Annotated in this window: 24 protein-coding genes; 10 read left to right on the top strand and 14 right to left on the bottom strand. The window is 48.4% G+C overall.

The window, feature by feature from the left end:
• Positions 1 to 36 precede the first annotated feature (36 nt).
• From Mcas_RS02650 to Mcas_RS02660, 3 genes are read left to right on the top strand one after another with little or no spacing between them, the layout of a single operon-like run.
• On the top strand, positions 37 to 1,545 hold the full coding sequence (locus Mcas_RS02650; RefSeq protein WP_040333899.1) for a TIGR04222 domain-containing membrane protein: 1,509 nt from the start codon (positions 37 to 39) through the stop codon (positions 1,543 to 1,545).
• Positions 1,457 to 2,539 carry a radical SAM/SPASM domain-containing protein gene (locus Mcas_RS02655; RefSeq protein ID WP_081853551.1) on the top strand — a complete coding sequence of 361 codons (1,083 nt, stop codon included), beginning with the start codon at positions 1,457 to 1,459 and terminating at the stop codon, positions 2,537 to 2,539. Before Mcas_RS02650 ends, Mcas_RS02655 begins: the two co-directional genes overlap by 89 nt.
• Before the next feature lie 30 nt (positions 2,540 to 2,569).
• Positions 2,570 to 3,481 (top strand): S66 peptidase family protein, encoded by a 912-nt coding sequence (locus Mcas_RS02660; protein ID WP_162176238.1) that lies wholly within the window; start codon positions 2,570 to 2,572, stop codon positions 3,479 to 3,481.
• On the opposite strand, the gene Mcas_RS19120 is transcribed toward Mcas_RS02660, so the two are convergent.
• Together Mcas_RS19120 and Mcas_RS02670 are read right to left on the bottom strand one after the other, a co-directional pair.
• Positions 3,478 to 3,591, bottom strand: a complete 114-nt coding sequence (locus Mcas_RS19120) for a type II toxin-antitoxin system YoeB family toxin (RefSeq protein ID WP_353740380.1) — start codon at positions 3,589 to 3,591, stop codon at positions 3,478 to 3,480. The two genes, Mcas_RS02660 and Mcas_RS19120, sit on opposite strands and share 4 nt — an antisense overlap.
• Positions 3,592 to 3,640: 49 nt before the next feature.
• Positions 3,641 to 3,850: a hypothetical protein gene (locus Mcas_RS02670; protein WP_040333902.1), complete on the bottom strand. Its 210-nt coding sequence runs from the start codon at positions 3,848 to 3,850 to the stop codon at positions 3,641 to 3,643.
• Positions 3,851 to 3,998: 148 nt separating this feature from the next.
• Here Mcas_RS02670 and Mcas_RS02675 point away from each other — a divergent pair, with 148 nt between their 5' ends.
• Positions 3,999 to 4,544 (top strand): GNAT family N-acetyltransferase, encoded by a 546-nt coding sequence (locus Mcas_RS02675; RefSeq protein ID WP_040333903.1) that lies wholly within the window; start codon positions 3,999 to 4,001, stop codon positions 4,542 to 4,544.
• A gap of 119 nt (positions 4,545 to 4,663) precedes the next feature.
• Here the strand turns inward: Mcas_RS02675 and Mcas_RS02680 are convergent, their stop codons facing one another.
• From Mcas_RS02680 to Mcas_RS02730, 11 genes are all read right to left on the bottom strand, one after another.
• A complete protein-coding gene (locus tag Mcas_RS02680) occupies positions 4,664 to 5,155 on the bottom strand; it encodes a universal stress protein (RefSeq protein ID WP_040333904.1) in 492 nt (163 codons plus the stop codon).
• 23 nt (positions 5,156 to 5,178) lie between these two features.
• A complete protein-coding gene (locus Mcas_RS02685; RefSeq protein WP_052566748.1) occupies positions 5,179 to 6,162 on the bottom strand; it encodes a protein kinase family protein in 984 nt (327 codons plus the stop codon).
• Complete coding sequence (locus tag Mcas_RS16135; protein WP_052566749.1) at positions 6,159 to 6,821, bottom strand: chemotaxis protein CheC; 663 nt, start codon at positions 6,819 to 6,821, stop codon at positions 6,159 to 6,161. The genes Mcas_RS02685 and Mcas_RS16135 overlap by 4 nt, the downstream gene beginning before the upstream one ends.
• Before the next feature lie 2 nt (positions 6,822 to 6,823).
• Complete coding sequence (locus tag Mcas_RS02695; RefSeq protein WP_040333905.1) at positions 6,824 to 7,195, bottom strand: response regulator transcription factor; 372 nt, start codon at positions 7,193 to 7,195, stop codon at positions 6,824 to 6,826.
• A gap of 126 nt (positions 7,196 to 7,321) precedes the next feature.
• Entirely contained in the window at positions 7,322 to 7,570 is a 249-nt protein-coding gene (locus Mcas_RS02700; protein WP_040333906.1) for a YgiT-type zinc finger protein, read from the bottom strand.
• Positions 7,557 to 7,880: a DUF4258 domain-containing protein gene (locus tag Mcas_RS02705; RefSeq protein WP_200873616.1), complete on the bottom strand. Its 324-nt coding sequence runs from the start codon at positions 7,878 to 7,880 to the stop codon at positions 7,557 to 7,559. Before Mcas_RS02705 ends, Mcas_RS02700 begins: the two co-directional genes overlap by 14 nt.
• 163 nt (positions 7,881 to 8,043) lie before the next feature.
• Entirely contained in the window at positions 8,044 to 9,651 is a 1,608-nt protein-coding gene (locus tag Mcas_RS02710; protein ID WP_040333907.1) for a glycoside hydrolase family 57 protein, read from the bottom strand.
• A gap of 4 nt (positions 9,652 to 9,655) precedes the next feature.
• Positions 9,656 to 10,558 (bottom strand): DUF4912 domain-containing protein, encoded by a 903-nt coding sequence (locus Mcas_RS02715; protein WP_040333908.1) that lies wholly within the window; start codon positions 10,556 to 10,558, stop codon positions 9,656 to 9,658.
• A gap of 36 nt (positions 10,559 to 10,594) precedes the next feature.
• Positions 10,595 to 12,055: a glycogen synthase gene (locus Mcas_RS02720; RefSeq protein ID WP_040333909.1), complete on the bottom strand. Its 1,461-nt coding sequence runs from the start codon at positions 12,053 to 12,055 to the stop codon at positions 10,595 to 10,597.
• Between the two features lie 194 nt (positions 12,056 to 12,249).
• A complete protein-coding gene (locus tag Mcas_RS16140; protein WP_052566752.1) occupies positions 12,250 to 14,355 on the bottom strand; it encodes a PAS domain S-box protein in 2,106 nt (701 codons plus the stop codon).
• A 109-nt stretch (positions 14,356 to 14,464) separates the two neighbouring features.
• The gene (locus Mcas_RS02730; protein ID WP_052566753.1) at positions 14,465 to 15,343 is read right to left on the bottom strand and encodes a TrmH family RNA methyltransferase; all 879 of its coding nucleotides are present in this window, start codon (positions 15,341 to 15,343) and stop codon (positions 14,465 to 14,467) included.
• A gap of 217 nt (positions 15,344 to 15,560) precedes the next feature.
• On the opposite strand from Mcas_RS02730, the gene Mcas_RS02735 reads away from it, so the two are divergent.
• The 5 genes from Mcas_RS02735 to Mcas_RS02755 all read left to right on the top strand — a co-directional run bounded on the left by Mcas_RS02735 (position 15,561) and on the right by Mcas_RS02755 (position 20,121).
• Positions 15,561 to 16,664, top strand: a complete 1,104-nt coding sequence (locus Mcas_RS02735) for a DUF262 domain-containing protein (protein WP_162176240.1) — start codon at positions 15,561 to 15,563, stop codon at positions 16,662 to 16,664.
• Positions 16,661 to 17,839 carry an AAA family ATPase gene (locus Mcas_RS16145; RefSeq protein ID WP_052566754.1) on the top strand — a complete coding sequence of 393 codons (1,179 nt, stop codon included), beginning with the start codon at positions 16,661 to 16,663 and terminating at the stop codon, positions 17,837 to 17,839. Before Mcas_RS02735 ends, Mcas_RS16145 begins: the two co-directional genes overlap by 4 nt.
• Positions 17,839 to 18,759: a hypothetical protein gene (locus Mcas_RS02745; RefSeq protein ID WP_040333911.1), complete on the top strand. Its 921-nt coding sequence runs from the start codon at positions 17,839 to 17,841 to the stop codon at positions 18,757 to 18,759. Before Mcas_RS16145 ends, Mcas_RS02745 begins: the two co-directional genes overlap by 1 nt.
• Positions 18,760 to 19,087: 328 nt before the next feature.
• Complete coding sequence (locus tag Mcas_RS02750) at positions 19,088 to 19,534, top strand: J domain-containing protein (RefSeq protein WP_040333912.1); 447 nt, start codon at positions 19,088 to 19,090, stop codon at positions 19,532 to 19,534.
• 134 nt (positions 19,535 to 19,668) lie between these two features.
• Positions 19,669 to 20,121 carry a tetratricopeptide repeat protein gene (locus Mcas_RS02755; RefSeq protein ID WP_052566755.1) on the top strand — a complete coding sequence of 151 codons (453 nt, stop codon included), beginning with the start codon at positions 19,669 to 19,671 and terminating at the stop codon, positions 20,119 to 20,121.
• Positions 20,122 to 20,185: 64 nt separating this feature from the next.
• Here Mcas_RS02755 and Mcas_RS02760 read toward each other — a convergent pair whose 3' ends face one another.
• A complete protein-coding gene (locus Mcas_RS02760) occupies positions 20,186 to 24,013 on the bottom strand; it encodes a protein kinase domain-containing protein (protein WP_040333913.1) in 3,828 nt (1,275 codons plus the stop codon).
• Positions 24,014 to 24,105: 92 nt separating this feature from the next.
• Between Mcas_RS02760 and Mcas_RS02765 the strand changes: the two genes are divergently transcribed.
• Positions 24,106 to 24,639, top strand: a complete 534-nt coding sequence (locus Mcas_RS02765) for a Uma2 family endonuclease (RefSeq protein ID WP_040333914.1) — start codon at positions 24,106 to 24,108, stop codon at positions 24,637 to 24,639.
• Positions 24,640 to 24,690 lie beyond the last annotated feature (51 nt).

Genomic DNA, 24,690 nt, shown 5'->3' on the forward strand with positions numbered 1-24,690 from the left:
TATGTACAGAGAAAAAACAACAGGAGGTTGGTGACCATGATGCGAGAATTTTTTATTTTTTTGTTTCTATTACCCCTTGTGCTGCTGTGCAGTCTTAATGCCAATGGCGCTGTTATTGTCAGCGACTACGAGGCGCAGTTTAGGGTTGTCCCCAATGAATCAGGACGACTTGAGGATGTTGCCGTTACCCTGAAGATCACTTATGCCGCCACCAACCAGACACTCGGCAAGGGATTCAAGTTCGTAGGCACGGACAAGGTCAGACAGGTGCGTGTCAGCGATGAACACGGCGATATCCACTTTAGTGTTGATAAACTCCGTGAGACGAAGATCAGCTTTAACTTTACCCCTATAATCCGAGGCAGGAAGTTGATTACCATAGATTTTCTGCTCGAAAGAGCACTGAAAAACGGATTGTTATCGAGTAAGTTTAATGCCCCGTGGCTTGGCAACTGGAACATTCCCGTTGACATGGCCAGGTATTCCTTCGTGTTGCCGGATAAGTACAGCCACGGCAGCATTGAAGCCAATATACCATACACGACAACGACCGCTCCATCCGGTGCGGAGATAATCGCATTTGAAGAGACCCCTCTGAAGACCCGGCACCTCAAAATAGAGATCAGTCCGGCAGTCAGCGGACATAAGTTATCGTTTTTGATTGCCTGGGTAGCCATTTCCCTGTTTGCCGTAATCGTCAGTGTAATTAAGCGATTGAGACTGCCTCAACCACCAATCATGGATGCCCAACAGCCCACACCGGCCGAAGTCGCATATCTGAAGAAAGGCTCCAAACATGCCGTCTGCGTAGCGATCTTTGACCTGATACAGAGAGGCTTTTTGCAGCAAGCGCCAGAGAGAGGACACATATGCCAGAATGCAAGCAAAAAAGATGACAAGGCCATTACCACCTCCTACGAGTATGGTGTCGTGTCTTTTTTTGGCCGACCTGCGACGTTGAGGGACTTGTTTGCTAATAGCGCTGCAATAAAGGCATTTAAGAAAGAACTCCTCGACGTACTGAGACGCAAGGGATGTCTCATAAGCAGTTATGACAAGCAGTCTTTCTTTTCTACGGTGTTGTTTACCAGCATACTGGCTGTGATTGCCCTTATTGCAATGGGGGGCAACCTTGGGATTGACACGGGTGTTATTGTGTTGTCCCTTGCCGTGCCGGTGATATGCACAATCTGGGCGGTTGTTTTCTTGATGTCAACAGTTAAATCACACAGAGCCATGAAAGTCCTGTCCGACTTTGAGCAAGCCATAGACAGAGACAATCTGATATTGACAAGCAACCAGCAATACAATCCACTGTTGGGTTACGCCATTGCCATAATCGGAATATCAATCCTGGTGGGTACGATATATGACACGCTGTTGCCGAGCATCTCTTACGCCCGGGCGATGAACGCAGGGACGAGTACGGCGTGTAGTTCGTGCAGTTCCACTGTAGATGGTGGCAGCAGTAGTAGTAGTTGCAGCAGTTGCAGTAGTGGAGGCGATGGCGGGGGCTGTGGTGGTTGCGGTGGGGGCGGTGATTAGGGTATCCGGCTTTGATCCGTATTTCTATCTCCAATGGCATATAAACAGCCAGTGCAACCTCAGTTGCGCCCACTGCTATGTGCAACAGCGCAGGGCCGAACCGGACGAAACCAATCTGTTTCTGATCCTTGCCAAGTATAAGGACTTTCTCAGACAGAAGGGCATAAAGGGGCGGATTCAGTTCTCCGGAGGAGAGCCGTTTCTGTCGAAGTCACTGATGCCGCTGTTGCTTCAGGCAAGGAAAGACGGCATCCCAACGCGAGTGCTCTCAAACGGGACACTGATAACCGCAGATGTCGCCTCCGCCCTGCAACGGACGGGGTGTCGCACCGTCCAGATATCCATCGATGGCGACGCCTCCGTGCACAATGAACTCAGAGGCAGCAACAACGCCTTTGAGCGTGCAACTGAAGGTGCCATCCACCTGCGAAACAATAACGTCCCCGTCACCTTTATGATGACCGTCTCACGGCACAACCACCTGAGTCTCAAGTCCGTCTGGGACGTTTCACGGCAATATGCCGACAGGTTTTCCTTCTCGCGGCTTGTCCCCATTGGTGTAGGCAGCCGGATGAGTGACGACGTCCTGACAGTGAAAGAGACCAGGCGTCTGTTTGAGACGTTTCATGAGCTGAAGCCGGACGACACAAATCCCGTATCCAAGCCCATGCGTGACCCCCTGTGGCATCCCTACTTCAAGCGTTGTAACCTGCATCTGCTAAACGGTTGTTCGATAGGCTACAACGGCGTCTGTATTGACAGCGACGGGACGGTCTATCCGTGCAGGCGTCTGCCCATACCACTTGGAAATGTCATGACAGACGACTTGGCCGATATCTACAACTCAGATGTCCTCAACCAGCTCAGAGACAGGGATATGCTAAAGGGCAAGTGCAGAAGGTGTCCCATGCGGTGGCAATGTGGTGGCTGCCGCGCCATTGCATATGCCCTGACGGGCGATTATCTTCAGCAAGACCCGCAGTGCTTTCGGTAAAAGAGTTCCCATAAGCACATGAATCACGGGATGGTAAAACCAAAGAGACAAAGCTCACCCCTTAACCCTGGCGATATCATTGGTATAGTTTCGCCTTCTGATCCGCTTTGTTATTGCGATGATCTACGCAGGGGGATCGAGTACCTGGAGCGTCTTGGGTTTCGCACGGAGGTGGGCAGATACATCGGCTCACCCGTACCTGGGGAAAGGGCGGAGGATATAAACGACTTTTTCGGCAGGGGCGATATCAGGGCGATATTTTCAACGCAGGGTGGCAACAGCGCCGAAGAGGTCTTGCCGCATTGTGACATGGACGTCATACGGGCAAATCCCAAGATTTTTATGGGACTCAGTGATGTGACGGTGTTTTTAAATGCCATACATCACAGGACGGGGCTTGTCACCTACCATGGCAACAACGTGCGTCTTGGCGTCAACGCAGAATTGGACGCCTATGACAGGCATGAGCTTATTGACAGGCTCTGCCTTGGCAAGGCGGGCGATGTGAGACCACGCAGGGGACGCACTGCCATACGCGCCGGGGTGGGTAGGGGGAGGTTGCTTGGGGGCAATCTGAGGTGTCTTTTGAAGTTGACCGGTACGGAGTTTTGGCCGGACTTTACCGATTCGATCCTGTTTATCGAGTCCTATCGCATTACGCCGGAGAGCTGTCTGAGGTACTTTGAGGTACTCCGGCATATGGGGGTTTTTGAGGGTGTGAGGGGGGTGCTTGTGGGATTTAACTACAGTATGCAGGTAGCGCATCCTGAGATGCGGCAGATGGAGAGACTGTTGGCCGAGTTTACGGATGGTTATGACTTTCCGATCCTGAAGGTTGAGGACTTTGGCCACTTTTGCCCGAACACTGTCTTGCCCGTAGGCTCTGTGGTCGAGGTGGACGCTAATGCAGGACGTATTACCATAATCCCCGATAGCGTTTAATGTTTTGCATATGAACCAGATAGTTCATGCTTCAATTTTTCAGGGTTTCCTTGCCCACGAAAGGGATCACGATTAATTTCCTTGATTAGATTGATAATCTTTAGAGTCATTTTCCTGTCTTTTTCTACCCACCAGCCTAAGTCTTCAAAGACATGTGGGTCAAACTCCAAGCTTCTCACGAACTACCTCAAAGGCAATACCATCACTACGCCCTTTTGCCTCTAAAAGTCTTTTCCTCATTGTTTTGCTCTTAAGAAGATAGGTCGTCTCTTTCTCCGACTCAATTTCCAACCACAAGTCAATGGGAACTATAACCCCTGTCACTTTTCCGGTTTCGTCAGAGATATATTGTATGCCTGTTTGATTCATATAAGCTCCTTCAATGACCTATTGCCCAGTTAAAAAAACTTCATGCTTTTTTTATACCATATCAATATCGTCTATAGCAAGATATGCAAACCTGTTGCTTCTTGGTATAATATATATATAGAAGAATTCTATGTTGGAGGGTTGGGTTATGATAGACAAGTTTAACGAGTTAATCGCTTTAGCCAATTCAAAGACATTTCTGAACAAGAAAAACGAGCCGTTTTGTATACGTCCTTTTGATAAAACCATGCACGAGGCCTTAATTGAGACATACCTCGCCTACGAGCCAAAAAACTCCTTTAACGGACTTCCGCCCATTGCAGAGTCGGCCTGCATCCAGTGGGTCAATGACATGGTCCGTAGTGGATTGAATGTGCTCGCCTTTTCCGTGGATAACACCATATTGGGTCACGCCGCGCTGTTTACCGTAAGCACGAAGTTGAGTGAGTTTTTTGTTGCGGTTTCGTCCATGTACCAAAACATCGGCATCGGTACGCAACTGACCAGGTCGGTTATCGATGTCTCAAACGACCTCGGGTTTGATAAGATATGGCTGTCAGTGGCATCATCAAATCTGAGGGCAATGCACGTGTACCTCAAGTGCGGCTTTGATTACATATCCAAGGGATGCTTTGATGACATGGAAATGATCCTGGACCTCGATTGCTACCGTAAAAAGACATCGCAGAGATAAGGTCTCATGTTTTGGGGTGGGGCACAATTTTCCCGCAGCGGGGGGCGAGCCGCCCCTTTCTTTCTTTCTCTTTGCTATAATCTGGAGCTGCCACCCTTGCCGGCCACCCTTATTGTTATTTATTCGACGACCCAGACTGCACAGTTTTTACACTTGTGTATGAGGTTGTTTGTGGTGCTGCCAAGTATGAACTCTTCTTTTTTGGATATCCCGCGCCTGCCAACCACGATGATGCAGGCGCCACTGTTGAGCTGCTCCCTGATGATGCTCTCCGTGATGGTTGACTGCTTACTCATTACTACACTGGTAGACAGGGCGTCATCGGCAAATCCGGCCTCTGCCAGCATGTTGCGGTAGCCCTGTAGCATCTTCTGCTTTTCTTCAACGAGGAACTTGACCCATTCCCTGGACTCTTCCTCAGAGACAAAGGCATCGTCTTCAAGCAGCACGGCAATGTGGCATATGTGTACGCTAAAGCCCGGCAACCCTCCAAGCAGTTCGCCCACAAAGCGTACTGCACGCCGTGAGTGCTCGTTGTCATCCACGGCTATGAGGAGCCGTCTGGCCTTGATCAATGTAAACATATCAAATCTAACGTCTGTTTCATTCATAGCACGCGGCTCCTTGGTCTCACTTACGTGAGCTTATCTCTTGCCTCCAGGAGGTCCTCCAGGAACTCCGCAACGGTGTCATAGAAGACGTTGGCCCCGTTGGAGAAGTGCAGGAGCACCAGGTTTAATGCATCAGCAACGTAGGGATAGACCTTCCTGAGATTGACCAGGCGGTTTTGAAAGACGATGTTCATGTCATCCTCACTGAGACGTTGCAAGAGTTGCGGGTTATTTGTCTGAAGCGTTTGGACTGTGACATCGCCGCCGGCCACGACAAAGGTCAGGATGTTGCCAAGGCCAAAGAGATCATAGCCAAACCTGTTCTGCGCATTTAAAAAGGTGTAGTCAAAGTCAATCCAACGCCCCTTACCAGTGTTGCTATCCATGATAATGTGATCGCGTCTGATGTCGCCATGTTTTTCGTTGCAGCCATGCAAGAACCCGATGGCCTGTACCAAGGCAATGAACTCGTCGATGACCTCCCGGAGATTGGTGTGATAATATTTTTCGTGTCCCTTGTTTAGTGACAGGACGTGGGCCGAAAAGTTTACCCCCCTGATGTAGTCTAGCACACGGATTATGTTACCTGCTGAATCCTTGGCCGCAAAGCCTTGCATGAATCGCTCGTTACCGGCAACCTTGCCCAGGATACGCGCCTCCTTCTGCGGACTCCTCACACAGTCAAAGACAATCCCGCCGATGTTGGCGTTGTATCTTTCGTGAAACACCATCTTGATTATCTTTTCGCTGCCATCGACAAGGTCTATGGCCTTTCTGACCCAGAACTTTGGCTCATCGTCAATGCCAAAGCGCCCCTCCTTCTGGTTGTTTCGCATGAGGTATGGCCTGCCCCCCAGCAGGACGACATCGTCGTATTCGATCCTAAAAAAGTCCGACGTATCCTCCATGAGCCTTATCCTCCGTGGCACTCGCTCATCACCCACGTAATGGGCTATCATGCGCCTGAGGTCATCCGTGTCGTAGGAGCAGGATTCGACGGATATCATGACCTTATAAATGTCGCCAAGATGCGTTGCAGTTCCTTTCGTAGGATTGCCATTGCCTCCCTGGAGAAAAGCAGTACCACATAACCTCTTAGACTAGAGTGTCTGCGCTCGTCTTCCTCGGTCTTAAAGTCCATCATCAGAAAAAAAGCCTGTTCTTCGTCGTTACTGTTGTCAGACTTGGTTGAACGGACTATTCTGTGGGAGTTCAGGGCAAGCAGTGCTTCACAGTCGGCCTTGAGGAACTCGGCTGCTTCGAATTCAAAGTCAATGGTCATCATCTGCGTAAAGCTCGACAGAAAAGCATTCAGTATGACGTTACCCACATCAAGCAAGGTCTCTTGCTCAAGCTCCGTCAGCGATTCAAGCGGGATGTTTTCACCCAACAACGTCCTGACCAGCTCAAGGCCCTTGCCCCCGGGGAAGATTAACAGCGCCGTCCCCTCCAGTTCACCCAGAAAATTCTGCCGTACTGCAACGAGCTTACCCTCGTCCTGATGGTTGACCAACGCTATGGCCTGCTGATGCGTCACTACGGCGAGCTGCGGCAGGGACAGGAATATCTCCTTTTTAACCATCTGACTCAGCGAATCCGCCGCCATACCAAGCCCCATGTTAAAAAACTCCTTCAGTGCATCCTGTTCCATGTCGGTTAAATCCATGACTACTGCCCCCCCTCAACACCGGCAAATACCCTGGCAAGGGCATCCCTGGATACCGGCTTGCGGATAAATCCAACCCCCATGGCGTCGGCCCGCTGCTGCATCTTCTCCTGGATGTTGGCCGTTACCAGGTGGATGCTCATTGTCGGGTACAGTGTCATCAATTGCGCAGAGAGCTCAATCCCGTTCATGCCGGGCATGTTAAAATCGATCAAGGCTATTGCTATTTCGCTATCCCTGACAATGGCCAGGGCTTCGTCACCATTGCCAGCCTCTGCAACCTTCCAGTGCGGATATGCTTGGACTATTATGTTTTTCATCATCATGCGTGCCAGACTGCTGTCATCCACGATTAGTACCGTCTTTTGTAACATATTATAATATTACCTCAATAAAATGATGAGCTTGCCATCTACACTTAACGCAACACCCCAACACCATCCCCAACCTACAACTGTACGAACCTCCTCCCTTGCGCATAATCATTCTTCCTACACTTTCTATGTCTCAGCAAACTCCTCAACAGGTACCTTTATTTCCTGCTCAACTACTTTACCATAAAAATATATGTCACGAAAATCCTTTTCGATTTTTTTTAATACCACGGCCTCAAAATATTGTTCCCCACAAAACGTACACTCCTGGCATGGCACACCGTTTACAATAAGAAATCGATCGTCGTGCTTGTATATATATTGTACTCGCTTTTCTACAAAACTACTGTTTCCACAAAAGTTACAAATTTTCATCTTTATTCCCCCGTTCATAAGGAGTCCTAAACTTAGGCGGAAGAGGAATGTATACGGTTATAATCGCTAACGCCTTTCCCCTTCGGCCACACACTATATGTATGGACTTACCCATCTCCGTAAAACCAACAACCAAACAGCTCTCGCCACGTCCTGTATCATCGTAATGTTCTAAAATTATACCTGTATTTAATGCCTCTTCAACTTCCCATACTGTGAGATTGTCAGTTTGACGTTCAATGTCAGCATGTCTTGAAAAATAAAAATCATTTTTCATAACACACTCTTTTATCCATGTAAGGTCAAGCACTTTTTACGCTATCCTAATTATAGTTACCCCTTTCCAACTTAATCAACCAGCCCTTTACGGGGTCAAGGGGACTTCTTCGTAGCCAGGGCGCCTCGCCCCTCCCCTTGCGAGGGGGTCTGAGGGGGAGCAGAGCTCCCCCTTCTTTCTTTCTTCTTCTTTTTCTTCAGTTTTTGCTTGAGTATATACGGAAGTCGAGGTCTTCGAATATGGAGTTTTTGTATTCGAGCCAGTTGAGGAATATCACGTCAACGTTTTTGTTATTAAAGCTCTCCAGCAGACGGTTGAAGTTGGAGATGTGTTCTTTTGTGCGCTTGACGGAATACTCGATGGCGGTTCCACGGGTTATCAGAAACGCCCAGTCACTACTCTGAGCAAGCAGAAGTTCCCTGGCCAACTGATTCAGCACCTTTGTGTTGAGCCGTTCGGTTTCGGGGTCTTCACCGGACATGTCGTAGTAGGTGTTGGCCAACTTTTGCATGGTGTCTGCCATGAAGTGCAGGTGTCTGTAAATCCAGTTGTTGTCGTCGTTGAGCCAGACCTCGTAGTAGCCGTTTTCACCCCACGAGGACGGACTGGGACATACGGTCTGATTCTTGGGATACTCCTTGAGGTACTCCGGAGCGGTTACGGGCTTGATGATGCCGTCCTTTTGCAGTTGCATCAGGACGTGATAGAGGAAGTCCGGCCCCTCAAACCACCAGTGACCATACAGCTCGGCATCATACGGGGAGACAATCAGCGGCGGTCTGTCAATGGATGCCTTCAACATTTCGATCTGCTTGTATCTGCCAGCGCAGAAGTGCTCGGCATGAAACCTGGTCTTGTGAAACGCCGCCAGCGGGTCATAGGGGAGCTTGTCTTCGGTCTCACCGGTTATCTTGTAGTACTTGATTCCGGTAAAGACCCTGTTGCCATCGGGTGAGATGTATGGTTTGATGTAATCCATGTCCAGGTCAAAACCGATGTCACGATAGAAGTCACGATAATCGGGGTTGCCCGGATAACCGGCCTCGGCACTCCAGACCTGCCTGGATGTCTCAACGTCCCTGGCAAAGACCGCTACGCCATTTAACGTGTGGGCGGCTGAGTACACCGAGTACTTGGGTGAGGGCACGCCGTTGGCCAATCCGTGCGATTCTATGAAGAAATATTTCAGGCCGTATTTTCTGAGGATTTCATCGAGGTCCTCGTAGTACGCACACTCGGGCAACCATATGCCATCGGGCGCCTTTCCAAAGTGCTTGCTGTGACTCTGCACGGCCAGGTCTATTTGCGCCTCCACTGCACGAACGTTTGTCCGCAACAGGGGCAGGTATCCGTGGGTTGCACCACAGGTGATTACCTCCAGCCAGCCCTTTTGAGAAAAATACTTGTAGCCATTTAACACACTATAATTAAGCACGTCGGTAAAGAATGACTTCAGCTCAAGAAACCTCTTGTAGTAGAACGTGGCAACAGGCAACAGTCCGCTGTTTGTCCTCAAGCGTCTCATCTCCTTCTGGGATAGCTCGATGAGTCTGTCGAGGTACTTAAGGAACAGGTCGGTGAGATACTCGTCGGCAAGCATTTCGGCCAGCGGCGGTGACACCGATACGGTCAGACGAAAGTCCTGATTTTCGGCCTCGAACTTCTTCATTCGCATAAGCAGCGGCATGTACGTCTCAGAGACGGCCTCAAAGAGCCAGTGTTCCTCCAAAAAATAGTCAAACTCCGGGTGTTTTACAAATGGCAGATGTGAGTGTAAAACCGGCAACCAATATCCCTGTACCATCGGATTAGCTCCTTTCACTTGATGACATTTCGCTTGAACCGGGCATTCCGGCTGCGTCTTTTAATTTTTCAAAGTACTCCCTCACAGAACCGGAACCGGATTCCTTGCCCTTGTCCTTTTGACCGAGAAACTTGATAAACTCCAAAAACAGGCTCAACAACCGGATGTCCTCTACCCTGGTCTCAAAGAACCGTTTTATCAGGTCAAGCATCGTCTTGTCATCGCCCGACAGGTGCTTGAGCTTCTCTATCAGTGCCAGGATCACCTCTATGCTCTCCGTGTCCTTGAAGCGTATCTCAAGGAGCTGGCCGACTATGCCCATTTCCTTTTCAAAAATATCGGTGGTCTGTTCAAGTTCGGGGGCGATTTCCTTGATGGGTGCATCTGCGACCTTCTCTTCTTCGGTAATCAGGACGCCCTTGCTCCAGAACTCCTCTTTCAGCCCCAGCACCTTAAACGACGGCACGTTTAAATGATTAGACCTCAGCAGTTCGACGAAGTTGCCATCCCTCTCCACGCCAATGGCAGCCACCATGGGTCTGAAGGCCTCCGTGCAGGGGATGTAGACACTGCCCACGACTCCATCGGCTGGGGTTACCCATATTTCTTTTTCTTTATCGTCCTTTTTCTGGCCTGCGTTTATTTCGTATATCTTTACTGTGAAATTCGATGACGCAGGGTCCTGTAACTTGTCTGACAGCAGAGTCTGCGTTAATTCCCAGTAAACAAAAATCTTGTTTTCGTTAACCGGCAGCGCTACTATGGTATCAATGTCGTACTTAGGGGGGATTTCGTATTCCTCATTGATGGGATATCGTGTCATGTCCGAAATCAGGTATGTGATGCCATGCACGTCATCGGTTTGTATCCTGTGTCCTAAGGTGTTTGTGTTCATGTCTGTGTCCATAGAGTCTCCTTTTGTTGTATTGTCCATTTCGATGATTTATTGTTTACCGGATATTTTACTGTATACGGTCAGGTACTTCTCAGCAGGCAATGTCCACGAGTAATCGGTGGTCATATCGGTCAGCATGATTTCCCTGAAGGTATAAGGTTTTTCGTTCCATGTTGAGGCGGCGCGTTTGAGGGTCTGCTCAATGGCATCGTAAGTGAAGTCTGTGAATACGAAACCGTTTCGTTGAGTACGCAGGGTATTGGGGTCCTCGATGTCAAAGACGGTATCGCTGAGGCCGCCGGTTTTTCTGACGATGGGTACGGTGCCGTATCGCATGGCGAGCATCTGTGTCAGGCCGCACGGCTCAAACAGGCTCGGCATCAGCAGGAAATCAGACCCGGCATAGATCAGATGTGCGAGGTCTTCGTCATGGCTGAGATTTATGTGGCAATCGGGGTTGTTCCTGAGGTAGTGTTTTAGGTGATAGAAGTACTCGGCTATTTCCTTATCCGGGGATGAGCCAAGGAGGACAAACTGCATACCGGTGCTGAGGGCATTGAGTATGGCGTGTCTGATCAGATGTACGCCCTTTTGCATATCGAGGCGTCCCACGACCGAAACGATTGGTTTGAAGGCATTGCGCATGGAGAGCTTGGCTCTGAGGCGTTCCTTGTTTTTGAACTTGTCCTCTATGGTTTCTATGGCATAGTTGAAGGGGATGTTGGTGTCAGTTGCGGGATTCCAGGTGTCGTAGTCAACGCCGTTGATGATGCCTTCGTACTTGGCTGCATGTTGGGAGAGGATAGCCTCGAGGCCCTCGCCGAGCTTTGAGGTGCGGGTTTCCAGGGCATACTGCGGAGAAACGGTGGTGACCGCATCGGCGTGGATTATACCGCCCTTCATGAGATTTATGTAGCCCTGTTTGGAGTCGTCCATGATGGAGCCCTTGCCGGATAAGGATGCGGGGTCCAGACCGGCCTTTTTCAGGGCATTGTCGGTGATCTTGCCCTGGTGTTTTATGTTATGGATCGTGTAACAGGTCTTTGTTGCTCTCTGGTGACTGGTTTTGAGCAGTATCGGGATCAGTGCGGTTTGCCAGTCGTGGCAGTGGATGACGTCGGGGTGTTTGCCGGCCTCCTTGAGGAACTCCAGGGCAGCCAGGCAGAAGAAGGTGAAACGTTCCTCATCATCCCCGGCACCATAGAAGCTGCCTCTGTCGAAGTATTTTTCCTCCGAATGCGATTTGATAAAGTAACAGACGTTATCATGCACCCTGCCCATGTGGGCGGTGCAAAACACACGTTTGCCTCCATATTGAACCGAAAGCGCCATCGGATTGTTCTGCAGGTCCTCAACCAGCGAGTGGTTCATGCAATCGTAATATGGAAGGATTACTTCGATCTTATGGCCCTTTCTGGCCAACTCACGGCTTAATCCGTCCACTACGTCTGCAAGTCCGCCCACCTTGGAAACCGGCGCACACTCCGAGGCAATCATAGCTATATACACAACATACCTCCTTGGAAATTTTTTTTATGCTCTCAATAGGCCATTCTATTGTTACTTTCTCTTTTCATCGTAATATAACACGTTATCTCTCAAAAACACACCATTATCATATACGGTACGGTATCGCCGGAGATTTTGTCAATCGCTCACAAAGACAATCCGCTGCAACCACAGTGCGGTGTATTTGTGCGTATTTATAACTCAATACGAAACTCTGCTCCATGGTCAACGTTTCGGACGTCGAGCTTACCGCCCATGTTACGTTCAATAATGGTCTTGGACATGTACAGACCTATGCCGGTGCCCTTACCCTGCTCCTTGGTTGTGAAATACGGCTCAAAAATCCTGTCAATTATACCTTCTTCTATACCCCCGCCGTTGTCTGTTATGACCACGACGATCTTGCCGGCTTCTTTGGATATATTTATCGTGATCCTGCCTTTTTCGGCAACCTGAGCCGGCTTCCTTCTGTTGTCTATGATGGCATCTTTGGAGTTATTGATGATGTTCAGCACGGCCTGCTTGAACTCGTTGGGGAAGCCGTTGACAAACAGTGCGTTGTCATCAGCGGAAGTGACCTTGACACCTATGGAATTGTTAAAGAGCTGGGCGCTGACTATAGATATCATGGAGTTAATTGCGCTGAGACAGTTAAAGGTTTCTTTTTCCTTGGCCGGTCGGAAGAAGTTGCGGAAGTCGTCTATGGTCTTTGACATGAACTGAATCTGTTTCATTGTATCTGTGACGGCCCTCTGGATGTATTCCCTGTCGATTTCGCCGTACTCAAATGCGTCCTCGAGGTCCTGTACTATCAGTCCGACGGCATTAAGGGGTTGACGCCACTGGTGGGCAATGGCGCCTATCATCTCACCCATTGCGGCCATCTTGGACTGCTGTATCAGCATCTGTTCCTTCTGCTGTCTCTGGACGATCTCTTCGGCGACACGTTGTTCAAGTTTCCGGTTGAGGTCTTGAAGCTCTGCATGTTTGAGCTTTATTTCGATCTCCACGCATTTGCGCTTTATGCCGGTTGCGATATTGTCTGCGGAGGCCACCATTGCCCTGAATGCAAACTCACTGAGTCTGTTGCGGCAAAAAGCGGCCATAACACCCATCAGTTGGTCCTCCACAACCAGCGGATATCCGCCAAAGGAGACAAACTGATTACGTCTTGCCCACTCGTCGTCGTGAAAGAACGGCTCTGCCAGTGCATTGTTTGTCATCACCGGTCTGCGATTTGAGCCTATACCACCGACCTCATACATTCCCAGGGGGACTCTGTCGTAAGCGTCATCTATATCCGTGCATGGCCCCGAGGCGGATTGCATGACAAGCATGTTCGTCTCAGAGTCATAGAGCCATATGCAGCAGAGGGAGGCCCCTATCTTGTTGACCACTGCATCCGTACAACTCCTGAGCATCTGTTGGAGGTCTTCCTTACAACTGAGCGCATTGCCTATTTCGGCGGAGAAGGCTGCCAGTCGTGCCTGCTCCTCCAGCGCCTTTGACACCTGCTTGTGTTCGGTGATGTCAACGATAGACATGATACACTTGTCGCTGCCGGTGATGTTTTTGAAGTTGACGTAGACGTTTTTTCGCGTGCCGTACTTGTTGACAATAATGGTCTCATATTGTTTTAATGAGGCGTTTTTATACAGTGCCCTGTTGTCATAATTTAGCTTTATTCTGGGGACTTCATCGGGGGCAAGTATGTCCATCCAGATTTTTCGATTTTCGGTATCTTTGCGGTTGTAGCCGGTGATTGTTTCGAACTCGTCGTTAATCATCGTGATAGTGCCGTCGCCGTCGATGACGATAGTGGCCCCGCCGGATATCTCGAATATGCTGCGGTAGAGGCTTTCACTTTCCACCAGACACTCTTCGGCGCGTTTCTGGTCTGTAACGTTGGCAAAAATCCCCATGAATCCGGTAATATTACCGGAGTGATCCCGCACGGGTGCCATAGAGACATTTATGTCTATCAACATGCCGTCCTTGCGGAAGCGCCTTAGCTCAACCCCGGTAACGGCCTCTCCACGTGACAGTGCATCAAATATCTGCGGACACACGGTTGTAGGGTTTCCCGCAGAAGGCTCATCGAGGACAAAAGGCAGCTCAGAGCCAACGACATCCTCTGCACTCCAGCCAAAAATCCCCTCCGCTGCAGCGTTGTACATCAACACCTTCCCCGCCTTGTCCATATATATAATTCCAAGGGGGGAGGCCTCGACAATGGTTCGCAACTTCCCATTGTCATTAGTTGAATAAAAGGACTCCCTGTCAGGGTTATCCGTCTTCATGTCTCCCACTGAGTGAAACGAAACAACATCATAACTAACCTAAACCAATACTATCATATTAAATCGTAGTATATCATGCTAATAATAAAAAATGCAATGAGTTTATGAATCATGGCACGAGCATTATGGGGTCAAGGGGACTTCTTCGTGCCTGGGGTGGCTCACCCCTCCCCTTGCGGGAGGGGTCTGAGGGGAGGGCGGAGCCGCTCCCCTTCTTTTCTTTCCTCTGCCTGCGTGCTTCATACAGAGAGACGGCGACGGAGGTGGCCACGTTGAGACTTTCTGCGGCGCCGACCATGGGGATGTTGACGGTGAGAGTAGCCCTGTCAAGGAGCCAGGGGTCGATCCCTGCGGCCTCCTCCCCTGCGACCAGGGCAAGCGGACACGCCAGATCGGCATCGTCGATGGCCATCCCGATATGCGGCGTGGTCACGGCCAGCGTGATGCCCCGTTGCCGCACCCAATCCACAAGCTCCACGGCAGAGGCATACACAACGGGCAGATTGAAGATGCTCCCGGCAGAGGCCCTGACCACCTTGGGTGAAAACGGGTTGCACGTCTGCGGCAACACCACCACGGCATCGGCACCAAAGGCATCCGCCGTGCGTATGATCGCTCCAACGTTGCCGGGGTCCTTCACCCTGTCGCACACCACGGCAAGGGCAGCACCCTTGAGCAACAGCCCCCGCAGCGGCACCACGTCCTTCTGCGCAATGGCCACCACACCCTGGGGCGCCTGCGTGTCGCTTAACCTGGCAATGACCTCCCATGAAACCTCAATGGCTTCGATGGCCGCACTGCGTATTGGTTCGACGTCCAAAACATTGTCCGCCGTATAAAATAGCCGCCTGATAACAGCCCCCGAACTCAAGGCCATTGAGACGACCTTCAGACCCTCAACGAAAAATGCGTCGTTCTTGTAGAAGGCGTGGCGTTTCTTTATCAAGGTGGCCTCTTTTATTTTGGGGTTAGACACTGACGTTATCATTGTCGAAACGCTCTATATTCCAACTCTCATGCTTTTAAAAATAACATGCCCGTTGATTGAAATGCAATCGTAAATTTATTTTTACGCAACTTTTTGTGAATTTGTATCCTCTTAATTTGACAATGTCACGTTATAGTAAAATCGGGGGGGGGTAGAGTCCACTTGACAAAGATTTGGTAATTCTGATAGAATTTTAATTTTAATATTAATGAATAGTTTGTTAAACGAGAGCAACACTGGTATAGAAGAGGAAGAGCTGATTGGTAGTGAGTTCGCTGCTCAATCATACGATCCGCGTTTGATTAGGATAGATAAAGATTCATTCCCTGTGTTTCAAATAATGAGAAAGGTTGAAAAGCATGAAATAAATCTCCAGCCTGATTTTCAGCGAAATTTTGTGTGGGATGAGATTAGACAAAGCCGTCTTATAGAGTCTATGTTGATGAGAATACCATTACCAAGTTTTTATGTAGATGCAACAAATGATGGTCAATGGCTGGTTGTGGATGGTCTTCAACGACTTAGTACGTTAAATGATTTCATAAATGAAGACAATTTGACTTTAACCGGTCTCGAGTTTCTTGAAAGTGAGATAGGTAAAAAGAGATTCAGTCAAATCCCCAGACATTTGCAACGACGGTTGGAAGAGACATCTCTTTTCTTTTATATTATCAGGCCAGAGACACCCACTGAGGCAAAATTTACTATCTTCAGGAGGCTCAATACTGGCGGCTTGGTCTTAAGCTCTCAAGAAATACGCCATTGTCTGTTTCAGGGTAAATCAACAAGACTACTTAGAGACCTGGCGTCTTCAAATGAATTTAAGACAGCCACCGATAACTCAATACCTGATGAGCGAATGGCTGATATGGAGTGCATACTCCGTTTTTTTGCATTCTACCTGACAGATTATAAGTCATATAAAAAACCTGATCTTGATACCTTTCTCGGAGATACAATGAAAAACATCAACGCTAAAAATAATCAAGAGATTATATCTCTAAAAGAATCTTTTATTGGTTCCATGTTAAAGGCCATCGAAACATTTGGTAAGTATGCGTTTAGAAAAATTTACAAAAAAAATGGCAGGAAAAATCCCATAAACAAAGCACTCTTTGAAACATGGTCTGTCTCTCTTAGTGCGATAGACATTGAGCTGATTAAGAAGCATAAAGAAAAGATAGTGAGCAAATTCATAGACGTTATAAATAATGATCAAAGATTTAATACTTCAATCACACAGGGTACCAGTGATGTTAGCAAGGTTCATTACCGTTTCAGCACCGTTGAAAATTTAATAAAGGAGTCGATACGTCAATGATAGCTTATGTGAGATTAGAAAGGTTTAAGTGTTTTTTAGATGAGACAATACCACTTGCCCCGCTGACAATACTCGCCGGTGCCAACAATACTGGTAAGTCGTCGGTGATTCAAGCTCTGTTGTTGTTGAAGCAAACGGCTGAAACAAGCGGGTATGGAATCGGAAATACTATGTACGCAGTTGGAACGCAAGGCTCCGGGCAATACTCTCATAGACACGGATGCCGGATTATATCTCTCAATGGCCCTTATGTACACATAGGAAATGCACGTGATGTTATCTGTCAGTGGTCAGATAAAGATGATATAACTATTTCGTTTTCCGTTACTGAATGTCCTGATAAGATTTTAAAATTGGTGTTACTGTACGATAAAAATAATTACGAAGACCATCACATAGACATAGAGTATGACGAAAGCCTTGCTCTATTACACAAGACATTGCGAGATATACGTCTTACACATATAAGTGCAATGAGGACAGGACCACTGTTGTTCTACCCAATAAGCGATGAATCAATATCTAATATGTCTGTAGGTAATATGGGGCAATTTACCGTCCATTGCCTTCACCAATTTGGACAAAATCCAATTGCTACAAGAGAGCTGGCTTATATTGAATCAGATGCCAATGGCAATGCAACGGATCCAAAATCATACACCCTCTTATATCAAGCTGAACAGTGGATGAATTATTTGATTCCTGGAATCCGATTTGAGTATAAGAAAATAACCGAGTCAGATGTTTTAACTATGGGTATTAGTAGTTACAACAAGGATACGGAATATTTCAGGCCAACAAACGTTGGCTTTGGTATAACATATTGCCTGCCTATTGTCGCGGCAGCCCTGATGAGTAAAAAAGGCGACGTCATCATCTGTGAAAACCCTGAATCTCACCTACACCCTAAGGCTCAGTCTCACCTGGCTGTATTTTTGGTTCGTGTGGCCTCTGCCGGTATACAAGTTATAACTGAGACACACAGCGATCACATACTCAACGGGATAAGAGTGGCAGTTAAACGAGGGATAATAGACAGCTCTGACGTGGCTATTAATTATTTCAACAGGGACTACAAACTCTCACACCCTTTGATGGACAAAGACGGGAGGATCGATAGTTGGCCTGAAGGCTTTTTCGATCAAATGGATACAGACTTGGGAGAGCTGCTGTAATGTATGGATTTGTAAATGAGTTCTCATTTGCAGGACAAGCCAAAAACCTCAATCAATGCACGGAATTAATAGGAGAACTAATTAAGACTATCGATGTACTTCGCCCTGTCTTAACTGGTAATCAGGTTCATGTTTCCCGTAATCTGTGGCAATATGAGATTTCTTCAGGATACGCAGTGAAAAGATTTATCTATGACAACTCCATCGATCAAGCAATAAGAAGCAGATTTCTGAGGTATGTTACCAAGGGTCCATATTTTGAGACACTTATAGAATATACCGTCCACCAATGCACCATAACCTCCAACAACCAAGACGCTACAGGTAGCAGTATTGCTGCCGCAGCTCAACTCTCAGGTATTCTGACGAGCCTAAAAAACGCACCACCTTTTGGTCTCGATCACATAGAAGTTCTATATTGCGATGAAACCGGTAAAGAACAACCTTTGAAAATAGACAATATTTTTGACCATTCTATTGCTAAGTGTTTTTGTAATAATGCCATTAAGACTGACATTACTTCGTGGGACGATTTCTGGAATCAACGTAAGCTATTATTTCCTGAATTGATTTTCTGTGAAGCCGTTAAAGTTCAGCTCAGAGACGGCAATTTCAAGGTACTCTCTCATCTCATCTTCCGTCATCTTAAATATATGAATGATTACATTAGCAATGTCCGTACAGGCAAGGTTCAAGCCCCTGATTTTCAAAATATGGGTATTAAGGCTACCCCTGAAATTGACATAACATTAAAACATTATGGCCGCCAAAGAACGTTTGAGTGCCCTGACGGAGTAGAAAGAACCTTCAGTTGGCACAGCAAACTATATGGCCAAAACATACGCATACACTTCCATCCACCTGACGCTGATACAAATGACTTTATTATTGGATACATCGGAGAACACCTTCCTGTCTAAGGATTTTTCACGTTGATCTTACTTCAGATGCTCCACGATGTTCTTCAGCCACTGAGCTTGACCAGGAATCCAGGATGCGTAAAAGTAGAGTTACCATGGAATATAAAGAGGATACCTTTTTACGATAATTAACAGACACTTGCCATGCTTTTGTTGTCAGACTCCATTATTTTAGAATAAGGCATCCGAATTAATAACACAAAAAAGACTATTGACACGGTTTTTTTTTGATATACTACGTTGTGTATTTTTGGTTTAGAAGTAGATTTAGATGCTTCTGCTTTGATTGTTATAAACATAAATTCAGGGTATATTAAGTTCGCAGGATATGGACGGTATAGAGAAATATTACGAAGTGCTTGGAATAACGGCTGGTGCTTCTGAAAATGAGATAAAGGATGCCTACAGGGATTCAATAAAGGTTTGGCATCCTGACAGGTTTGCTGTAGAAAATGAACGATTAAAGAAGAAATCAGAAGATAAGACTAAAGAGATAAATGACGCCTATCGGAAAATTTTAGAGCATCGCAAAAACTGTTTTAAACCAAGACAAGAACAAAAGACACCTGGACATTCCAATAAGGAATCATGTATCTATGACGTGGCTATTGCCGACTACACCAGGGCCATTGAGATAAATCCGCGAAATGCCGTGGCCTACGTTAGTCGTGGTAACACATGGTTTAAAACGGATGTTCTGGGTTTTGACTGTAAAAAATCGTGTAACCCCTTGACACTAAACGATTATTCAAAATTGATAGTGTCTACATTTTAAAATTCTTTGCTATATTAATAAGTTATCATGAAATGTATTATACCATGCCTCACTAATAAAATCAAGTTTTAGTGTCTACGTGTTTACACATTTTCTTTTATAAAACCTTATATTTAAAGGAAGTAAGCCTTTTTTTGCGCAGAACATCCGTTAAAAAGGGAGATTACGATAAGGCTATTGCTGACTACACCAGAGGTATTGAGATAAACCCACTGGATACTGTGGCGTACGTTAACCGTGGGATTGCCTGGGCAATAAAAGGAACCTGTGTCTGGCTCTTTAGCAAAGAGTACTACGATAGGGCTATCGCTGATCATACCAGGGCTATAGGAATAAATCCAAAGTATGCAGAGGCGTACTATGATCGTGGCGCTGCCTATGATAAAAAAGGAGATTGCGACAGGGCTATTGCTGACTACACCAGGGCTATAGAGGTAAATCCAAAATATGCAGAGGCGTACTATTATCGTGGTGCTGTCTACAACAAGAGAGGAGACTATGAGATGGGTATCCCTGATTGGAACATGGCTGTAAAACTTGGCTTTGAACTTGCGCGGAAATGCTTCCGACCTGTTGACTACAAGTAGGGCAACTCCCCTTCTTTCGTATGTTCAACTCCATCCACGCTGACACTGTTGCCTTGGCAGAAACTCAGGTCTTTTTCAGTTTTTGTTTGACCATTTTTTTCAGTTCGGCATCGACACTCCCTGCGGATAGATGACCATGGCCGGCACACCCCAGCATAAACAAGAGGTCTTCAAGGTCATTGGCATTCCACACGGGCTGTCCTCTCCTGGTGAGCTTATCAATATACGGGGTGTGATTGGTCAGGAATATATCGAGGTAGGCGTTTGCAGCCACGTCCCAATCCTTAACTTGCCTGGTATTAAGCTCCCAGTCGAGTACCCAGAGCTTGATGCTGCCATCTTCGCTGGCCGATGCCGCCATCCGGCCATCCCTGCTCATGAACACGGACTGAATGGCGTGCAGGTGTCCCTGGAAGACTCGCACACACACACCGGATTTAGTATTCCACAGGCGGATCGTGTTATCAAGGCTGCCTGAGAGAATGTAGGCGCCATCAAGGGTCATATGCACACAGGTAACCGGTGCAATGTGTCCCTCAAGCGTCTTTACGCACTGGCCCGTGGATATATCCCATACCTTGACGGTCTTGTCCTCGCTGCCCGATACCGCCACCTTGCCATCGTGACCGAGATAGACCGACAGTACGTTGCCATAGTGGCCCTGAAACGTATTGAGGCTCTTCATAAACCCTGCTATCTCCCAGCGGTTTATCCTGTTATCAGCGCCGCCGGATATGGCAAACCTGCCATCCAGACCAAGACTCACGGAGTTTACGGCGCCATTGTGGCCCTCAAATCTCTTTAACTCCCTACCCGTGTTGATATCCCAGACCCTCAGGGTGCCATCGCTGCCACATGACAGCGCCAGCCGACCGTCCCTGCTCATGCAAATCCCCCTGATCGGCCCTACGTGTCCTCTAAATGCGCGCTTTTCACGCTCCCTCGACGTCTCCCATAACCTGATCGTGGAGTCGGCACTGCCGGAGAGAGCAAGCTCGCCATCTGCGCTCAACACCGTACAGAGCACGGACCCCGTATGAGACTTAAAGGTACGTATACAGTACCCCTGCTCTATATCCCATAGTTTCACCGTACCATCGGAGCTGGCCGACAACAGGTACTTGCCCCTGTCATCGATAGAGACGGCGTTGACCGCACCCTCATGCTCCTTAAGCGTTGCCCCCTCCCATGCCCCATTGAGTTCGGTACGGGGGAAGCGGGCATAGAGACCTCTCCATATATTCATGGCCTCGGCGGCACGACTGTATCCCTTCTGCTGTCGTGCTTTTTGGATGTGCAGAGCGGTTTTTGCAAAGTCACCGAGCATCTGTGCCCTCTGGGCATCAGCCAACTCCTTGCCGTAGAGCATCATCGCCGAAAATGCCGTTTCGCTCTTGAGCACCTGTGACAACATCATCGGCGCCTGGTAGGGTTGTCTGTCAGTTTCGATCTGCCATATGTGGATAGTGCCGTCGTTGCTGCCCGATATGGCCATCTTGCCATCCATGCTCATATAGACCGATGATATCCCTTCGTTGTCGGATTCAAAGGTTCTCATGCACCTGCCGGTTGAGACGTCCCACTGTTTGACGGTTTTATCCATGCTCCCGGACAGGGCAGTCCTCCCCCCCCAGCTCAGGATAACCGAAGTCACCACGTCAACGTGCTCGGATAAGGTGCTGATGGCGTGCTTTGATGATACGTCCCACAGGATTATGGTCTTGTCGGAGCTGCCCGATATCATGGTTTCGCCATCCTGACTGATCGATATGGAGTTGACCGTGGCGGTGTGTCCCTTGAATATGTGTATGCAGCGCAGGGTATCGACTTCCCAGAGCCTGATGAGGCTATCCTTGCCGGCAGAGAAAACGTTCTTAGGGGTAATGCCTGTCAGGACGGAACAGACGCCGCCCTTGTGATTGCCAAAGGAGCGAAAGTAATGTCCCGAAGCCAGGTCCCACATCATGGTGGTTCCGTCTTCGCTTCCGGAGAGTGGATGTTTGGCGTCCTTGTCTATGTGTACGCTCATCACCGGGCCGTTGTGTCCTTTGAGCGTGTGCAGGCAGGAACCGGTGGAGGCGTCCCAGACGCGGACGGTCTTGTCAACCCCCCCGGAGATGACATAGCGTGCATCGGGTGTGAGATAGGCCGCGGTCACGGCCCCCAAGTGGCCAAAGAATACCTGCAAGCACTCCCCCGTTTTCGTATTCCAGAGCTTGAGGAGTGAGTCACCACTGGCAGAGAGTCCGATACTGCCGTCATTGTTCAGACACACGGCGGTTACGGCATCGTCGTGTTCGCTGATGGTACTTAGCAACCGTCTTGAGTTGCCGAGACGCTCCTCGGCCTCGGTATAGGCAGCCCTGACATCGTCCCTTTGGAGATACACACCACCAAGGTCTGATAACACACGGATGGCAGCACTGCAGTCATCACGCTCCAGATGCACCTGGGCAAGCAGATAGTTCCCCCTCCAGTCATCCACGTGTGACCTCTGTACCTCTTCCATTTCCTTGATGAGATTGTTGTCGGAGACCTTTGCGTTGCGCCACATGGACAGGCCAAGGTTGTACGTGGACTCCGGGTGATGTGGTTCGAGCTTGACGGCTTCAATCCAGAGTCGTTCTGCCTCGTCGTCCCTGCCAAGGTCAAGCAGTGACACGGCCCTGTTGTTGAGGCTGTCTGCCGTGGCCTTGCTGATGACGGGTGTTGGACGCATATACTCCATCCCGGTGACTTCCCTGTATATGCCGATCAAAGTCTGTGCTATTTCGGCCATGCTGTCGGGACGCTTAAAGATGTCTTCCTCAAAGCACCTTCCCAGGAGCCTTGCAATCTGTGAGGGCATAGGGGGCAGTTCTTCTTTGTGTGTGCCGTCGTCAAGGTACATCTTCAGGACTTCCCCTGCGATTGTCCCGGAGGGCCACGTCACTTCCCCGGTAAACATCACAAGAATGGATACGGCCCACGACCATATATCGGTCTTGATAGTGAGGCGGTCACGGTTGGCCTGTTCCGGAGAACAGTAAGCGGGAGTCATGCCGCCAGTGCTCTTTACGGAGCTTAGGGTAAAGCTGGCGTCAATGCCTTCCTCGAAGTTTGACATGGCCTTGGCAAGGCCAAAATCCGTCACCTTTGCAACACCTTCTGTTGTCATCATCAGATTAGCCGGTTTGACGTCCTGATGTATCAGTCCCTTGTCGTGGGCATACTGCAGGCCCCAGGCAAACTGTATCGCAATGTCTATCATCTTATCCAGTTCCGTGAGTCTGCCCGTTGCAATCCAGTCGTTGAGACTACCACCCTCTATGTACTCTGCAAAGACCCTCGGGATGGCATCAATTTCACGCACGTAGTAGCAACTGACAATGTTTGGGTGCAGGCCGAGATTCACCCAAGTCTCTGCCTCTTGCTCAAAGCTGATGGCGCCTGGTGCCTTTTTTGGTTCGACGGATTTTTCAAGCGCTGCAGCGAGCGATTTTCCCCGCGTGCTGGCGGATGATTTTTCAGGCATGGTAGCGGCTGACCGTTCAGGAGTGTTTGCCTTTTTAGGCTTGGAGAGCTTTGGGCTTTTCACGGCCAGGTCAACATTCCAGCCACGGTGATGCACCTTGTACACCGTCCCCATGCCACCCTCTCCCAGGATGCCGGTCACCTCATAGAGGTCCATTATGACATCACCCGTTATCCATTGCCCGGGCATACGTTGTTCCCCTACCATGTTACTCCAGGCCGCTGCCCCCCTGGCTCCGGAAACGTTACCGATACCTGTTGGGGTTATTACAAAGCTATTGCCACACTTCTTACAGCGCGCCTTCTTGCCCGCATTTTTTGATGACACATTGTATCTGGTACCACAATGATTGCATTCTGTCAGCAGAGTTGGTTCCATGTAATCCTACGCTTTTTTTTTAACATTTCTTACACACATTTGTCTACACTTTTTTTGTCTGCAGCATGTGAGTAAAATGTTATACTACAGGTATGAATACGCAGACATTAGAAAGAGACTTTGATTTAACTGAAATCATCAATGGGGTGGAAGTCATGGGGCCTAGTCCGTTTAGAAAGCACCAGAACATTAGCAAAAACATATATGACATAATAAATCCGTATGTTAAGAAAAACAAGCTGGGGGTGGTGTATTACTCACCGCTTGATGTGATACTGGAAGAAAGACGGCAAAAACTACAGCCTGATATTCTATTTATCAGGAAAGAGAATATGGCAATAGCCCAAGATTTTATAAGAGGCGTGCCGGACATGGTTTGTGAGATTATCTCTAAAGGCTCTCATGCTAAAGACACACTTACCAAGAAAAGAATTTACGAAAAATTTAGAGTCCCTGAATATTGGATAGTCCTACCTGAGCTTGAAACTGTTGAGATACTGATCATCGAAGGGGCCGCTTACGAGCTTTTTTCAGCAGCCGAGGGAGAGGGGGTATTCAAGTCCAAGGTCATTGAAGGGCTGGAGACAGACGTTAGGGACGTGTTTGTGGACTTTTCTTTCGAGTAGATAGATTAAGGGGAAGGAGTGTCACCCCCCTCCCCACTTTTAGCTTTATCG

Source organism: Candidatus Magnetobacterium casense, from assembly GCF_000714715.1.
GTDB lineage: Bacteria > Nitrospirota > Thermodesulfovibrionia > Thermodesulfovibrionales > Magnetobacteriaceae > Magnetobacterium > Magnetobacterium casense.

Excerpts from the sequence above, each read along its gene's own strand:
- Mcas_RS02650 (WP_040333899.1), top strand. The coding sequence starts at position 37 with ATGATGCGAGAATTTTTTATTTTTTTGTTTCTATTACCCCTTGTGCTG.
- Mcas_RS02655 (WP_081853551.1), top strand. The coding sequence starts at position 1,457 with ATGGTGGCAGCAGTAGTAGTAGTTGCAGCAGTTGCAGTAGTGGAGGCG.
- Mcas_RS02660 (WP_162176238.1), top strand. The coding sequence starts at position 2,570 with ATGGTAAAACCAAAGAGACAAAGCTCACCCCTTAACCCTGGCGATATC.
- Mcas_RS19120 (WP_353740380.1), bottom strand. The coding sequence starts at position 3,591 with ATGACTCTAAAGATTATCAATCTAATCAAGGAAATTAATCGTGATCCC.
- Mcas_RS02670 (WP_040333902.1), bottom strand. The coding sequence starts at position 3,850 with ATGAATCAAACAGGCATACAATATATCTCTGACGAAACCGGAAAAGTG.
- Mcas_RS02675 (WP_040333903.1), top strand. The coding sequence starts at position 3,999 with ATGATAGACAAGTTTAACGAGTTAATCGCTTTAGCCAATTCAAAGACA.
- Mcas_RS02680 (WP_040333904.1), bottom strand. The coding sequence starts at position 5,155 with ATGAATGAAACAGACGTTAGATTTGATATGTTTACATTGATCAAGGCC.
- Mcas_RS02685 (WP_052566748.1), bottom strand. The coding sequence starts at position 6,162 with ATGATATCCGTCGAATCCTGCTCCTACGACACGGATGACCTCAGGCGC.
- Mcas_RS16135 (WP_052566749.1), bottom strand. The coding sequence starts at position 6,821 with ATGGATTTAACCGACATGGAACAGGATGCACTGAAGGAGTTTTTTAAC.
- Mcas_RS02695 (WP_040333905.1), bottom strand. The coding sequence starts at position 7,195 with ATGTTACAAAAGACGGTACTAATCGTGGATGACAGCAGTCTGGCACGC.
- Mcas_RS02700 (WP_040333906.1), bottom strand. The coding sequence starts at position 7,570 with ATGAAAATTTGTAACTTTTGTGGAAACAGTAGTTTTGTAGAAAAGCGA.
- Mcas_RS02710 (WP_040333907.1), bottom strand. The coding sequence starts at position 9,651 with ATGGTACAGGGATATTGGTTGCCGGTTTTACACTCACATCTGCCATTT.
- Mcas_RS02715 (WP_040333908.1), bottom strand. The coding sequence starts at position 10,558 with ATGGACACAGACATGAACACAAACACCTTAGGACACAGGATACAAACC.
- Mcas_RS16140 (WP_052566752.1), bottom strand. The coding sequence starts at position 14,355 with ATGAAGACGGATAACCCTGACAGGGAGTCCTTTTATTCAACTAATGAC.
- Mcas_RS02730 (WP_052566753.1), bottom strand. The coding sequence starts at position 15,343 with ATGATAACGTCAGTGTCTAACCCCAAAATAAAAGAGGCCACCTTGATA.
- Mcas_RS16145 (WP_052566754.1), top strand. The coding sequence starts at position 16,661 with ATGATAGCTTATGTGAGATTAGAAAGGTTTAAGTGTTTTTTAGATGAG.
- Mcas_RS02745 (WP_040333911.1), top strand. The coding sequence starts at position 17,839 with ATGTATGGATTTGTAAATGAGTTCTCATTTGCAGGACAAGCCAAAAAC.
- Mcas_RS02750 (WP_040333912.1), top strand. The coding sequence starts at position 19,088 with ATGGACGGTATAGAGAAATATTACGAAGTGCTTGGAATAACGGCTGGT.
- Mcas_RS02760 (WP_040333913.1), bottom strand. The coding sequence starts at position 24,013 with ATGGAACCAACTCTGCTGACAGAATGCAATCATTGTGGTACCAGATAC.
- Mcas_RS02765 (WP_040333914.1), top strand. The coding sequence starts at position 24,106 with ATGAATACGCAGACATTAGAAAGAGACTTTGATTTAACTGAAATCATC.